Here is a 13,611-nt window from a genome sequence, read left to right as displayed (position 1 = left end):
GTTTCAACATATTAGTACAATAATTCAATTGTATCACTGCGAAAAAGAATGAACATTCCTAAACCAATTAGAACAATTGGAACAATAATATGACAATTGTTCTCAAGTACTTTAACTAGAATAGGAGTTCTTATCAATTTGTAGCTAATAAAACACCATATCGCTATCATGGAAAAAAAGATTATTAATGTAACGATATTTGCTTCCAAGGATTGACTAGCGAACATTGGTATATAAATTGAGATATTGTCAGCTCCATTAGCCAATGTAATCGTAGCTACTTTAAATAATGACTCAGAAGTGTTATCAATGACTTCATTACTTTTGTTAGAACGAATCGAGGCTTCTCAAATCATTTCATTTTAAATTAAATAACTCTATTCTCTCTATACTAAAAAGAGCCCTATATTAGGACTCTTTTTAGTATTACGCCACTTTCCGATGTAGATGTTTTAGTTCTTTTGTCTTCTCTGCAGTTGGTGGACGGATTAATATTGAAATAATGAAGGAAATAACACTTAAAACACCAATTATAATGAAAGTTGGTTGAAATCCTCCAAGTATCGCTCCAATGAATGATCCTGCAAGCGCACCAAATCCGAAACCTTGGTAGACAATCCCGTAATTTGTACTATGGTTTTTTAATCCAAAGAAATCTCCGACAATAGCTGGGAATATAGTTATATTACCGCCGAAGCAAAAGGCGACACTTGCTACACAAGCAAAATAGATTCCGTAATTTAGCGGAATAAAACTTAAAGTAAAGACTGACAAACCTATAATAATAAACGTTGCAGAGACAATTTTCATTCGGCCGATTTTATCTGATAACGTCCCAAGAATGATTCTACCTACTGTATTAAAGATCGCAATCATAGCAACGGCGTTTGCAGCGGTTGCTGCGCTAAGTCCAACGAGTTGTACACCGATATCTTTTACCATACTGATTAAATACAAACCACCCATACACGAGGTGAATAACATAAAAAATAGCAGATATACTTGTTTCGTTCGCATCATTTCACGCGGAGTATAGTCATTGTGTAATGTTTCAGTTACAGCATTACTTACAATTGCCTCGCGTAAGAAGAACGATCCGATTAACACTAAAAGTAACACGATAATACCCCAATATAAGAATGCTTGTGATACACCAAGGTTATCGATAAGATTTCCGTTTATATATCTAAAGATTAAGCTGCCCATTCCATACGCTGATACAGATATACCTGAAATAAGCCCTTTCCGATTTGGAAACCATTTAATTAAATTAGATAGTGATGTAATGTAAGCTGTTCCATCCGCATAACCAACAACGACACCAGCTAATAAATATAATAGTGGTAAAGAAGAAACTTGAGAACTAAGTATTAAGCCGAGTCCTAAAACAATTCCTGCAGTAGCAATAAGTTTCCGAAGTCCTAATTTTTTCTGTAACTTTGCTGCAAATAAAGTTGAGAATGATAAAGAAAAACTTGTTATAGAGAAAGTTATCGCTACTGCATTAAGATTCCATCCAAACTTACTTACAAGGGGTTGATTAAATAAACTCCATGTATAAATTGTTCCAAGTCCAATTTGAACAATGATTGTACCTAGAACAATTAGTAACGGATTTATAGAAGTTTGTTTCATGCTAACTGTCCCCTTCTTTTATCTTGACATGAATTTTCACAGTTAGTATATCCATCATAAATTGCAAGATACTGTACGGAAAATGGTAATTAAGTTCATATACACAAAAAGACACTTCATAAAGAAGTGCCTTTTGCAGGTTATATCAGATATTTCTAAAGAAAGCTTTGTTAAGATAAGACATTTTCAAATGCTTATGTATATATGTTATCAAATAATTTCTTAAATGTTATGAGACTTAAGACGTATTTTTCATTCATCATATAGTCGGATGAAAAATTAATATTCGATTTCATCAAAATCTTTCGGCTGCGGTACAGTTTGCATATTAGCTGCATCTTTAGGATCGCTATAAATTGCATTTTGCTCTGTATTTACATCTTTTATATTTTGCTTTTTATTTTTGTTCACTTTATCTTTCACTTCCAATCACTCCTTTTCGTTATAGGAGTAATTATGCCCTATTTACCGTTACTAAATGTATCTGCGACTAAATTACTAAATTCACGTAAATAATATAAGTAATTATCACCACCGTAGTTATATCTTTTATTATACATTTTTGCAACAACTACATTATATTCAGGTATTACTAAAATGGTCGATCCAGTAATCCCTAATATTTGATACGACCCTTTTGGAACACGTTCACCAAGTTCGCTTAATTGCGCAGGCTCATTTTGGATGAACCAAAACAATCCATTTTGTGGTAGCTCTTTGTTTATATATGTTGGACTCTGCAAACTCGTAGCGATTTTTATAACTTCTTTTGGAACAATTTGTTTACCATCTATCCCACCTTGATTTATATGTTGGACTCTGCAAACTCGTAGCGATTTTTATAACTTCTTTTGGAACAATTTGTTTACCATCTATCCCACCTTGATTTAAATGAAGATTGCCCCACTGCGCAAATTCTCTAGCTGAGACAAACAAATTTTTTTCAGTACCGTCATCTACCGTACCAATTTCACTAATTGCGTCTTCATTTGGATTATTAACAACGTCAACTAAATTTTCATCTCGCTGAACTCTCCAACCTGTTTCTTGAAAATTAGCAGGCTTAAACACACGCTCCTTTAACAATTCAGGAAAACTTTTGTTATATAGCTGATAAATAAGACGTGTCATCATTCTTACATTAATATCTCTATACGCCCATGATTGCCCCGATGCAAATTCACGAAAAATTGTCCTGTCATTCGTTTCTTCTAATCCATGCGAATGTGTTACTAAATGTCTTATCGTCGTTTTACTAAGCAATGCAGGATCAAAGTCTTTAAAATATTTTATCGCTTCATCATCAATAGAGTTTATTTTCCCCTCATAAAGCGCATACGCTATCATTAATCCTAAATAACTTTTTCTAGCAGAAGCAACGTTAAATTGTGAAGATGCTGTTACTCTCTTGGTTGTAGATGTATTTGAGTGATAACCACTATAATGCTCTAGTACGATTTTATTATCTTTTATAATACAAAGTGCTGTAGCAGAACTATGATTTTTTTCTTTTATATCCTCTACCCAAGAAATCAACTTATCATATGTATACAAATAAATCCCCCTTAATACACATCAAAATTACAGCATGAAAGAAAAGTGCAAAATAGTTTTTACACCTTTCTTTCATATAAAATAACTTGAATTTTCTATACTTAAATAATCCACCAGTTCCAGCAATTAAAGCAACTGAAACATCCTGCGCATCCTATGCATCCGCCGCAACGACCTGCACAACCACCACATCTACCGCCACATCCACCGCAACGTCCACCACAACCGCCACATCCGCCGCAACGACGTGCATCGTCTTGAATGTAATAGTATGGATATTGACTTTGTTGTTGATCCCAATACACAACATTGCCAGTTTGATAATCATTAAGGTTTAATGATTGTAGTTCTTGTTGAAACTGATTCATTATGAAACCCTCCATTTATAAATGTAAATTCCGTCCAAATATTAAAGTTAATAAATTCTTTTAAACAAAGTAGAAACAAGACTATAGACTAAATGCGTACATCAACAAAATATGAACTTACACTAGGTGATGTACCTTGTTTTTCAGCCTATTTTCTTTATATTCATTCGATGGACGTATTTACTATAAATAAAGTGATTTAAAAATTACTAATCCAACAATTTAGTAGTTCATCACTTAACTTTCTTTCTAGTAATTCCTTCACTAAAGGCATTGGCATGATTTCATAATGATTTAAGGCTTCTTTATTATAATCTATCCAGTGAAATGCTAAATGAGACTCGCTAGATTTCGGTGTTAAGTCCGTATGTAAATCTTGTGACTCTACTTCAAAAATGTGGTTAATTTCATGATGAAGCACTTCTTTATCTTGCCATTGATTTTCTATGACGCCTAAAAATTGTTGTATACTACAGTTTACTCCAAGTTCTTCTCTTAACTCTCTTTTTAATGCATTCTCTGCTGATTCTCCAATTTCAACATGGCCACCAGGTAAAAAATAATGATGGCCGATATATTCAGCAACTAATAATTTTTCATCTTTTATCATGACTGCTCGTACAATATGATGAAATTTACTTTTCAATTGATATTCCTCCTAGTTATTTAATGTATAGTTTCTCAAAATAGTCATTTAGTATTGGTATAATATAAATCATAGGTGTTTCATACGGATGAATATCATTAATAACTTCAAGAGCATCTTTTACAAGTTCTCGTTTACACTTTATTTCAACTTTACATTCTTGTCCTTCGCATATTTGACCAATTTCTCCATTAAAAGGAGATGCCTCTTCTAAAGGTCTCCAATATCCTTTCACTGAACTATAGGAAAGACAATGGTCATATTCGCCCGTTTTACATGCTCCAATTTTATTTAATTCATCCCTTAATGTTTCAATATATTCTTCAGGAATGAACACTTCAATTTTCACTTCAGTAAATTGCATATTTCATTTCACACCTTTACTTCTTAATAGTTAAACAAATAAACGGTATACTTGCTCACCATCATACTCCTGTCCTAATGATATGAAACCATATCGTTCATATAATTTCTTTGCAGAGAGATTATCTTTATGTACGGTTAATCTTATTTCTTTACACGATTTAAAAGTATTTTTTATTATATCAATACTTTCTTGTAATGCTGCTTTTCCATAACCATTACCTTGTTGCGATTGATCAATAATAAATCCGTTAATCCAATACATATCCGATGTCTCTATTACAACAGCATGCATAACAAAACCAACCATAAGGTCACCATCGTATATAGCGAATGGTATGTACTCTACATTGTCACCATCTGGTTTTATATATACTTTAGCAAGTGAAACTGCTACAGCGGGGACAAATTTTCTTTGATCTTCTTTAACTTGTAACTTTAATGCATCTTCCCAATTGTCTCTCGTAACAACCTTTAACTGGACATTCAATATTGTAAGCTCCTTTATCTAGAGGATGTATTTTTATATTCAACGCATTGAAATAATTCCCTTTTTCGACAGCAACTTATAACATAATTTTTATAAAATCTTGAATGAATTTTTCTGCATCTATTTCTAAAGCTATACGGGCTCCTTCAGATTTAGAGTTAGGGCGAAAATCAGCAAATGTTTGTCCTTTCGTATCTCCGTATGTATCTACATTTACTGTACGATGCACAAATTCAAAAAAACTTGGATTTTACTAATCCGCTTATTGCAACCACATCATGTAGCAAAGGTCCTTCCATAGATGGATTAAGTTTTTGGTATGCGGATAGATAGTAGTCATACATTGGTTTCATTATCATATGAAATGGATTCTTTGCATTAGCTTGAATATAGTTAAATACATTTGGTGTTAACACAGCTTTGTTTGTTACATTTAAAGGGAATATGAATAAATTCTTTGCTTGATGGAAAACAATTTTACTTGCTATCGGATCTCCATACACGTTTGCCTCTGCTAATGGCGTAACGTTTCCTACTTCTAAAAAAACACCACCCATGAAATAGATTCCTTTTACATTTAGCATTAAATCATTCCATAAATTAAAAGCAATTGCTAACGAGGTAGATCTTCCTACATCAACAATCGTTAAATCTTTTCCGTACTTTATAAGAATCGCAGCAATACTGCCGAAATTATATATTGGAATAGATAATATATTTCCTGGAACATGGATGGGCCCTAATCCTTCTGCTCCGTGAATTTCAGGATAGTACGTAGTGATTTCTTCTGTCAGTGGTTTTGTTGCACCACTAATGACAGGAATGTCTTGTCTATTTGCTAACTGTAAAATATACGCTGCATTATGTGCAGCATGTATATGCTCAACATTTCCGTATCCGGTTACAATACCGACAATTTCAATTTCGGGATGCAGTAAACCATACATAATGGCAAATGAGTCATCAATACCTGGATCTCCGAAAAATAATACTTTTTCCAAGAAATACTCTCCCTTCATAAAAACATAGAGTCATCAATAACTATGTATATGAAAAAAGCAAGTATATCTATGCGAATTTTAGAATGGATAATGTTTTACAAAACATTAAAAAGGAACTAGCGAATGCTAATTCCTTTCTTCAGTAACCATTCTCAAATTTAATTAATTATCGTATCCTTCATAAATCGCATCATTTGTTAGATTTTGTGTTTTTTTATCATCAGGTACAGGCTTCCACCAATTTCCTGTAATAAATAACATAGTTAATAAATTATAACTATCACTAAAATAACTTTCTCTCTTATTCTTCATCCAATCCCAACCACTATTTACCCACTTTTGATTATTGCTACTCGTTATACTTGCAGCAATAAACGGTGAAACAAATACAGCAGTTGAATAACTACCAATATTGGATCCGTTTAATTGATAACCATCCACAATTTTAGAAGGATTTCCATTCGTTTTATTTTGAATCCATGAAGAGACTTTATCAGAAATGACTTTACTTCTTTTCTCGCCGTACATCGCATAGTCCATTACAATTCTCAATGGTACCCGACTAGCATTGTAATAATATGCATTTGTATATTCTGACTCATCTAAGAAGTCTTTAGGTGCGGGTTGTGGTGGGTTTTTTACAACGAAATCTGAAATAAGTCCTGTATTTGGAGAGTACTTATTACTAAATTGCGTATAAACATCGTACAAATTATTAATAACAGTAAGCCAAGTTTTATCACCTGTAAATTCATAAAATGCTCTAAGGTGTGACATCATCCAATCAGATGGTCTCGTATCAAGTGAACTTTTAGAATCCCAATCTCCTAAATTTAGTCGATTATTATTTGTAACATTACTAGCTTTAATACCTTTTGTAATCATGTCTTGTGCTTCTTTCAAATAATTAACTGTTCCATTAGATCCCCACTGCTTATGAGCAAGAAGAAGAGAATACGCAATATCTAAATCTCCATCAGTAGCAGAATCAAAATGACCTTGTGCTTTTTTACTATCTGCGACAACCCATCCCATTAAATTAGGATTTTGAGAACTTTTAAAAGTTCTTGCTGTTTTAAATAAACCGTCATAGATTTTTTGAGCATTCGAATCATAACCAGCCATTAATACTGTAATTATCATCCCATACCCTTGACCTTCTGAAGTTCCAAGTGGCTTAAACCCATCAGCATCACCTGTAATCTCTCCTTTTACATAATAACCACCAGGTAAAGAAGATAAATCATTTTTCAAATATTTCTTTTTCCAATTATCGTAGTAACTTCTTACAGAAGCATTTAAACTTTCCTGTGTAACATGATTCGGTTTTATAACACCTGCATAATTAACTTGCTGGGGAAATGGTTTCATTTCCTTTGCAGCAGCTACTTGTTGATTAACTACGGGAATAGAATTTTGTATTGAATTGTCCGTTACACTTGCTGCGAAACTAGAATTAGAAAAACTAGCTAGTCCGATTCCTACAATAGAAATACATGTAAAAATATTTCTTTTTCCATTCATTATGTTGTCAGCTCCTTTTAAAATGCTTACTACATAAAATGTAACATACAATATTTAACTGAAATACAAAATATTATATTTATCAACATAAGAAAGAAACTATATAAAAAAGTATCATAAAATTATTATTGAATTACATTATACGGATTGATTATTTGCTAAATTCCTATGTTTTTCTTTTCTTAATATTGGTATATGAGCAATCACAATTCCAAGTATAGTAATTCCTCCGCCAATTATCGAAACTAAAGTTGGCACTTCTCCTAACCATATCCAAGCAATGAAACACGCAGTTATTGGCGTTAAATATAGAGAACTTGTTGCTTCAGAAGCACCAGCACGAGATATAATATAGGCCAATGCAATATACGGGAGTACTGTTGGAAAGACACCTAAATATATAACGCTCAAGTTAACTTCAAGAGGAGCTGCTAGTATTTCTTGATAAACTCCGGGTAAGAAAATAAGCATACATACAGTACTAGACAAAATTGTATATATGGTAAATGGTAAGAAGCCGTATTTTTCTAAGTAAGATGTTTGGAAAACGAAAAATAGACTTTCTGAAATCGCCGCTAATAATATAAATAATCCCCCGCTATTCAATTGAATAGCATCGCCCTGGCTAAATGAAATTAAGGCAATTCCTGCAAAACTAATTACACCACCAAGCCAACCATTTAATTTCATTTTTTCATTCAAAAAAACAGAAGCAAGAATTGCCGTTACTATTGGAGTGACTGAAATTATTAAACTTGCAGATCCAGCATTTACTGTTTTTTCGCCGTAATTTAATGCGATGTGATAAATAGTAAACCCTAAAGCACCAAATATAAAAATTGCTGGGATATCCTTTAAATCCGGTAGTCGTAGTTTGTATATAAATGAAAATAACAAAAGTATAAATGAAGCGATTAATAAGCGTAGTAAAGTAAGGTGTTCAGGCGTATAAGATTCAAGCCCCATACGAATTGCTGGAAAAGCAGTTCCCCATATAAGAATTGTAAAAGCGTGAGCACATATAATGCGTAAATCCCATTTTTTATTATGCATATTTTTTCTCCTTCCCTAAAAAACCAACCAATTTTAAATTACCAATTATTTCTTTTCATCATATTTAATAGTTGATACAATGTCTTCAACCAGTTATTTATCGGAAAAACCAACCACTTTGAATCTTTTAAATAAACGAAGGAGTTTTTTATATGACGACCGATAAAAAAGTGCCCAAATATCAGCAGATAATAGACTATATGAAAGAAAAAATTGAAAACGGAGAATGGCCAATTGGAAGTAAAATCCCTAGTCAGCGGCAGTTAGCAAAATTATTTCATGTAAATCGAAGTACTGTAATTACTGCGCTAGATGAACTTATAGCAGATGGTTTAATTCAAGGACAAATCGGAGCAGGAACAATTGTAATGAATAATACATGGTCATTATTAGCAACTAATCCTCCGCCCGATTGGAGTGAATATGTAAAAGCCGGTATTCATAAACCAAGTAAGTTAATGGTGCGAGAAATAAATGAAGCAGAAGCAAATAAAACGCTTATCCATCTTAGTAAAGGTGAACTTGCACCTCATCTTTTCCCGCTCGAAACTATGCAATCTATAATAAAAAACGTCAGTGAGGAATTAGATTATTTCGGATACGAAGAACAAAAAGGTATTTATCCGTTACGTGAAGCAATAAGCAAATATGTAAGATCATTTGGAATACATGCATCACCGGATTCTATATTAATAGTCTCTGGTGCACTCCAAGCATTACAATTAATATCGATTGGTCTTTTACATAGAAAATCAACTGTTTTACTTGAACAACCTTCTTACTTATATTCACTTCATGTTTTTCAATCAGCAAATATAAATTTATCCGGTATATCAATGGATCATCACGGTATTTTACCTAACGACTTATTAAAACGAATTAAATATAGTCAAAAGAATAATATTTTATATTCAATCCCTTGTTTTCAAAATCCAACGGGGATATTGATGTCCAAAGAGCGAAGAAAAGAAATATTAAAAATATGTGGAAAAGAGCAATTGCCTATCATCGAGGATGATATATACCGAGAGTTATGGCTTGATGAATCACCTCCAGCTCCTTTAAAGTCGATGGATAAACATGGACATGTATTATATATTGGTAGTCTCTCTAAAACACTTAGCCCAGGACTTAGAATTGGATGGATAATCGGACCAGAACCTGTTATTGATAGATTGTCAGATATAAAAATGCAAACAGACTATGGATCCAGCTCTTTATCTCAAAGAGTAGCTGCTGAATGGATAAATGAAGGTTTTTATGAAGAACATGTAGCAAACGTAAGAATGAACCTGAAAGAACGAAGACAAATAATGATACGAGCTTTAAATAAATATTGTGCAGATATTGCATCATGGGATATTCCTAGTGGTGGATTTTTTATATGGCTAAAGGTTATACATAACATTCCGATGAAAAAACTATTTTCAGAGGCACTATCAAAAGGAATTCTTTTAAATCCGGGACGTATTTATGAAGAAGAATCAAATCAGTACATTCGTTTATCATATGGATATGCTACTCCAGAACAAATGACTAACGGAATTAAATTGCTCAGTGAATTAATTCGGAAGTTAACGGCATAAAAAAAATCCTCTTTTGTTTTTGGAGGATTTTTTTATGTATCTTATTTACCACAATTTCATTTCCTGCCCTAATAAAATAAGCTCTTCATAAGGATCTCCGTCAATATTTAATACTTGAGCAAAAGCAGGTTCTGTTTTTAAACCTTGTTCCTTTAAGCGAATAACTTCTTCCCTTATATGGGGGTGCTGCATTAATAGCATGTGCTCCACTATCATGTGTCTATATGCATTTTGATTACGCACTGGCTTCGGTTGAGCAAATAATTCAAATTCAAAACCTTCGAATTCAAAATTCACCTTTATCGATTCAGTACCTTTAATTTTTTTCTTTTTTATGTTGAACCCTCCATAAGAACCATATAAAGATCTCATTTCCTGCTCAAAAACATCAAAATTATATACTTCCATTACAATATCTAAGTCAGATTGAGGAGTATCAATTCTTATAGGGATTGTCCCGCAAAGAACGGGATTATATAAAGCTAAATCCTCCATTATGTTTAGGCTATTCAAAACATCATATATTTTTTGTTGTTTCTCATTGCCAGATTGTAAATATGTAATAGATGTAAACATAGAAGTCTCTCCTTCATTTAACATAATAATCATCTCACTAAATATTTAAATCATTGGGTTTTGTTCTAGGAGTACCTTTATTTCAATATATTAAGCCGAACTAACTATATTTTTCAACTTTTCTCCTATACTGCAATACTATAAAAATAAAAAAGGAGGAATTATTATGAGCATTTTTAACATTCTTTTAACCATACACATCCTATTTGGAACAATATGCTTAATCACTGGTATTGTAGCGATGGTTGCCCAAAAGAAGAAAGGAAAACATACCGAATGGGGCGAAATATATCATGCATCCTATGTTGTCATTACCCTTACGGCAATAATATTATCCATTATCAACTGGGATAAAATCGCATATTTATTTTATGTAGCAATCTTCTCTTATTCATTTGCGATTTATGGATACCTTGCACGAAAAAAACGTTGGAAAAATTGGCTCCATCACCACATTAGAGGCATGTTAGGTTCTTATATTGGTGCAGTCACCGCACTTTTAGTAAATGTCGGCATCCATATTCCCATTATAAATTTACTTCCGCCAATATGGTTTTGGTTTTTACCGACCTTAATTGGTATCCCCCTCGTAGCCAGTGTATCAAAAAAATATAAAAAGCGTAGTTGAAATTAATTACATTTTGATTACTTTCTGATTATTAGAATGAAAAATTATACTCTATGCATCACGAATGATATTATAAGTGCTCGCCCTATGAATATTTAAAATAAAGTGCCGCCCAACTGGACGGCTCTTATTTTCACTTTACAAACGTAACATATTCACCAGAAACCCATTGATTTCCACCAACATTATACCAACCATCTTTATATCCAAACGATTGATATTTTTCACCTTGATACACGTTTTTCACAATGCCGTAATTTGTTCCAGGGCCGGTACGAACACGCAATACATCCGCGATTATAGTAACTACACCTACACCATCATTTGATGATTGTGAAGTTGCTGGTACATTTCCTCCCGTATAACGGATGTATGATGGATCGTTATAAACCCACTGATCGCCACCTAGATTTAACCAACCATTTGTTTGTCCAAATACTTTGTAGGACTCTCCTTTCCCTAATTGACGAATAACGCCATATCCAGTACCAGGTCCTTTTCGTAAATTTACATTACTACCGTTAATATAAGCAACCCCTACATTATCATTCGACGTGGGAGGAGTCACTACGTTTTGAGCACCTTTTCCAAAAGTATCCGTTCCATACCCTTTGTAGTTATATTGCAAATGCGGGCTATCCACAAATCCTTTCCAGTCACCGCCCCATTCGAAACCAATTTGTTTAGCATAACGAATTGCTGAAGCCCACGGTTCTTTATTATAGCCATTCCAATCTTCTGTACCATTCGACTGAATTGGAACAAAATCTAATGCCTGTCCTACTAAGTGATATGAGCGCATCGTTTGTGATGCTCCTTTACGAACATATTCACGTTGTTGCTCGACTGTACGGATTGTTTCATAAATTAATACTTCAATTCCATTGTCGATACAGTACTGATACCACTTAAAAGCTGCAGCTTTCGTATTATCCGCTAATTTATTCAGATTACTTACATTTCTATTGTGGTATTTCAATATGCAACATCTCCTTTTCTATTATCCTATGCAAAACTCGTCTCACGGGTTGTACATATACCTAGAACGATACGAAGTACAAATACATAGGAAGCCAATTCAGCTAAAAAGGTTTTCACTTCTAGCTTCAAACTTTGTAAGTTGAAATCGAGGCAATAAAAAAACCACAACCTAAGTCTTCAAGTTGCGGTTTTTGGTATTTTCTTTTTATATGCTACATGCCTTCTTGCATTGATAATCCTAATATGCAGGTTTTGTAAATTTTCCCTTTATGAATAACACTTCTTATTCATGACTTTTCAAATCCAATAATATTGAATGTAAACGATCTGGATAATTAGTAAACATCCCATCGACTCCCCATGAAAGTAACTTTTTCATATCTTTTTCATTATCTACTGTAAATGGATGAACTTCTAATCCGCTTTTCTTTATTTTCTTTACATAATCTGAATCAATATATTTGTAATTCATACCAAGACCTATGCAGTACGTTTTATACTTTTCTATCTCTAATTCTGTTAATTGAACTGCTTTTTTATAAGATAATAATTGTACTAAGGATATATTACTATTTAAGCCATGAATCTTTTGTAGACTTTCTTCACTAAACGATTGAATAATAACTTTATCCTGTATTTCATAATGATTAATAATTTCTAATAATTTTTCTTCCATTCCTGGATATTCATTAGGTGATTTTGTTTCGATATAATAGTTCGCATTATGCCCAAACGTTTTAATAATTTCTGTTAATGTTGGGACTTTAACATTTTCAAATTCTTTCTTTGCTAAGTTCGGATATTTTTCATTAAAAAAAGAACCTGCATTTAGTTGCTTTACTTCTTCTAATGTATGCTCTTTCATTAGCCCTGTACCATTTGTTGTATGGTTTAAGGTTTCGTCATGCATAGCCACTAAATGTCCATCTTTTGTCATTTGGAGATCAATTTCTATATAATCTCCATTCATTTGTTGGCCTAATCGATATGCTGCTATTGTATGTTCAGGCGCGAACGCAGAAGCACCTCTATGTGCGATATTTTTTATATGATTTGATTGATTCATAGCTTTAGTATACTTATGTTCATTTATTTTCTGAAAAACAAAGATACTTATTACTATAAATGCACAAATTATTGTAACGAGATATATCTTTTTCATAACGATTTATAAGCTCCTATATAAAGACGATTTAACTTGAATGA

Annotated in this window: 13 protein-coding genes and 3 pseudogenes; 2 read left to right on the top strand and 14 right to left on the bottom strand. The window is 32.8% G+C overall.

All coding sequences use genetic code 11. From position 1 onward, the window contains the following. Positions 1–11 precede the first annotated feature (11 nt). The 11 genes and pseudogenes from M1D73_RS13440 to M1D73_RS13390 form a co-directional block, all read right to left on the bottom strand. Positions 12–341 (bottom strand): annotated as a pseudogene (locus M1D73_RS13440) (cadmium resistance transporter); the annotation flags it as partial. Between the two features lie 85 nt (positions 342–426). Further along, positions 427–1,635: an L-lactate MFS transporter gene (locus M1D73_RS13435; RefSeq protein WP_000815119.1), complete on the bottom strand. Its 1,209-nt coding sequence runs from the start codon at positions 1,633–1,635 to the stop codon at positions 427–429. 279 nt (positions 1,636–1,914) lie between these two features. Further along, entirely contained in the window at positions 1,915–2,058 is a 144-nt protein-coding gene (locus M1D73_RS13430; RefSeq protein WP_000653680.1) for a hypothetical protein, read from the bottom strand. Between the two features lie 38 nt (positions 2,059–2,096). Then, positions 2,097–3,189 (bottom strand): annotated as a pseudogene (locus tag M1D73_RS13425) (serine hydrolase domain-containing protein). Between the two features lie 101 nt (positions 3,190–3,290). Then, entirely contained in the window at positions 3,291–3,557 is a 267-nt protein-coding gene (locus M1D73_RS13420; protein ID WP_001071389.1) for a heterocycloanthracin/sonorensin family bacteriocin, read from the bottom strand. A 199-nt stretch (positions 3,558–3,756) separates the two neighbouring features. Next, positions 3,757–4,203, bottom strand: coding sequence for an NUDIX domain-containing protein (locus M1D73_RS13415; protein WP_000836832.1), 447 nt, complete (start codon positions 4,201–4,203; stop codon positions 3,757–3,759). Between the two features lie 16 nt (positions 4,204–4,219). Then, entirely contained in the window at positions 4,220–4,567 is a 348-nt protein-coding gene (gene cutA, locus M1D73_RS13410; protein ID WP_001160791.1) for a divalent cation tolerance protein CutA, read from the bottom strand. 30 nt (positions 4,568–4,597) lie between these two features. Further along, positions 4,598–5,056 carry a GNAT family N-acetyltransferase gene (locus M1D73_RS13405; protein WP_001102671.1) on the bottom strand — a complete coding sequence of 153 codons (459 nt, stop codon included), beginning with the start codon at positions 5,054–5,056 and terminating at the stop codon, positions 4,598–4,600. 76 nt (positions 5,057–5,132) lie between these two features. Further along, positions 5,133–6,057: pseudogene (locus tag M1D73_RS13400) on the bottom strand (nucleoside hydrolase). A 162-nt stretch (positions 6,058–6,219) separates the two neighbouring features. Further along, entirely contained in the window at positions 6,220–7,581 is a 1,362-nt protein-coding gene (locus M1D73_RS13395) for a family 8 glycosyl hydrolase (protein WP_121868630.1), read from the bottom strand. 138 nt (positions 7,582–7,719) lie between these two features. After that, positions 7,720–8,634, bottom strand: a complete 915-nt coding sequence (locus M1D73_RS13390; protein WP_000551622.1) for a DMT family transporter — start codon at positions 8,632–8,634, stop codon at positions 7,720–7,722. Between the two features lie 152 nt (positions 8,635–8,786). Here M1D73_RS13390 and norG point away from each other — a divergent pair, with 152 nt between their 5' ends. Next, complete coding sequence (gene norG / locus M1D73_RS13385; RefSeq protein WP_121868629.1) at positions 8,787–10,220, top strand: efflux pump transcription regulator NorG; 1,434 nt, start codon at positions 8,787–8,789, stop codon at positions 10,218–10,220. Between the two features lie 45 nt (positions 10,221–10,265). On the opposite strand, the gene M1D73_RS13380 is transcribed toward norG, so the two are convergent. Further along, positions 10,266–10,796 (bottom strand): DUF4269 domain-containing protein, encoded by a 531-nt coding sequence (locus tag M1D73_RS13380; protein ID WP_000495197.1) that lies wholly within the window; start codon positions 10,794–10,796, stop codon positions 10,266–10,268. Between the two features lie 166 nt (positions 10,797–10,962). Here M1D73_RS13380 and M1D73_RS13375 point away from each other — a divergent pair, with 166 nt between their 5' ends. Continuing rightward, complete coding sequence (locus M1D73_RS13375) at positions 10,963–11,424, top strand: DUF2306 domain-containing protein (RefSeq protein ID WP_000021744.1); 462 nt, start codon at positions 10,963–10,965, stop codon at positions 11,422–11,424. A gap of 133 nt (positions 11,425–11,557) precedes the next feature. Here M1D73_RS13375 and M1D73_RS13370 read toward each other — a convergent pair whose 3' ends face one another. Next, positions 11,558–12,403, bottom strand: coding sequence for an SH3 domain-containing protein (locus M1D73_RS13370; protein ID WP_000873738.1), 846 nt, complete (start codon positions 12,401–12,403; stop codon positions 11,558–11,560). A gap of 285 nt (positions 12,404–12,688) precedes the next feature. Further along, the gene (locus M1D73_RS13365) at positions 12,689–13,567 is read right to left on the bottom strand and encodes a glycerophosphodiester phosphodiesterase (RefSeq protein ID WP_121868628.1); all 879 of its coding nucleotides are present in this window, start codon (positions 13,565–13,567) and stop codon (positions 12,689–12,691) included. Between the last annotated feature and the right edge of the window lie 44 nt (positions 13,568–13,611).

The sequence above is a fragment of the Bacillus sp. PK3-067 genome, from assembly GCF_056738645.1.
Note: the sequence above shows the minus strand (reverse complement) of the source record. Positions and strands in the feature narration are given on the sequence as shown.

Bases quoted from the DNA above. Each gene is read 5' to 3' on its own strand.
- M1D73_RS13435 (WP_000815119.1), bottom strand. From the start codon at position 1,635: ATGAAACAAACTTCTATAAATCCGTTACTAATTGTTCTAGGTACAATC.
- M1D73_RS13420 (WP_001071389.1), bottom strand. From the start codon at position 3,557: ATGAATCAGTTTCAACAAGAACTACAATCATTAAACCTTAATGATTAT.
- cutA (WP_001160791.1), bottom strand. From the start codon at position 4,567: ATGCAATTTACTGAAGTGAAAATTGAAGTGTTCATTCCTGAAGAATAT.
- M1D73_RS13395 (WP_121868630.1), bottom strand. From the start codon at position 7,581: ATGAATGGAAAAAGAAATATTTTTACATGTATTTCTATTGTAGGAATC.
- M1D73_RS13390 (WP_000551622.1), bottom strand. From the start codon at position 8,634: ATGCATAATAAAAAATGGGATTTACGCATTATATGTGCTCACGCTTTT.
- norG (WP_121868629.1), top strand. From the start codon at position 8,787: ATGACGACCGATAAAAAAGTGCCCAAATATCAGCAGATAATAGACTAT.
- M1D73_RS13380 (WP_000495197.1), bottom strand. From the start codon at position 10,796: ATGTTTACATCTATTACATATTTACAATCTGGCAATGAGAAACAACAA.
- M1D73_RS13375 (WP_000021744.1), top strand. From the start codon at position 10,963: ATGAGCATTTTTAACATTCTTTTAACCATACACATCCTATTTGGAACA.
- M1D73_RS13365 (WP_121868628.1), bottom strand. From the start codon at position 13,567: ATGAAAAAGATATATCTCGTTACAATAATTTGTGCATTTATAGTAATA.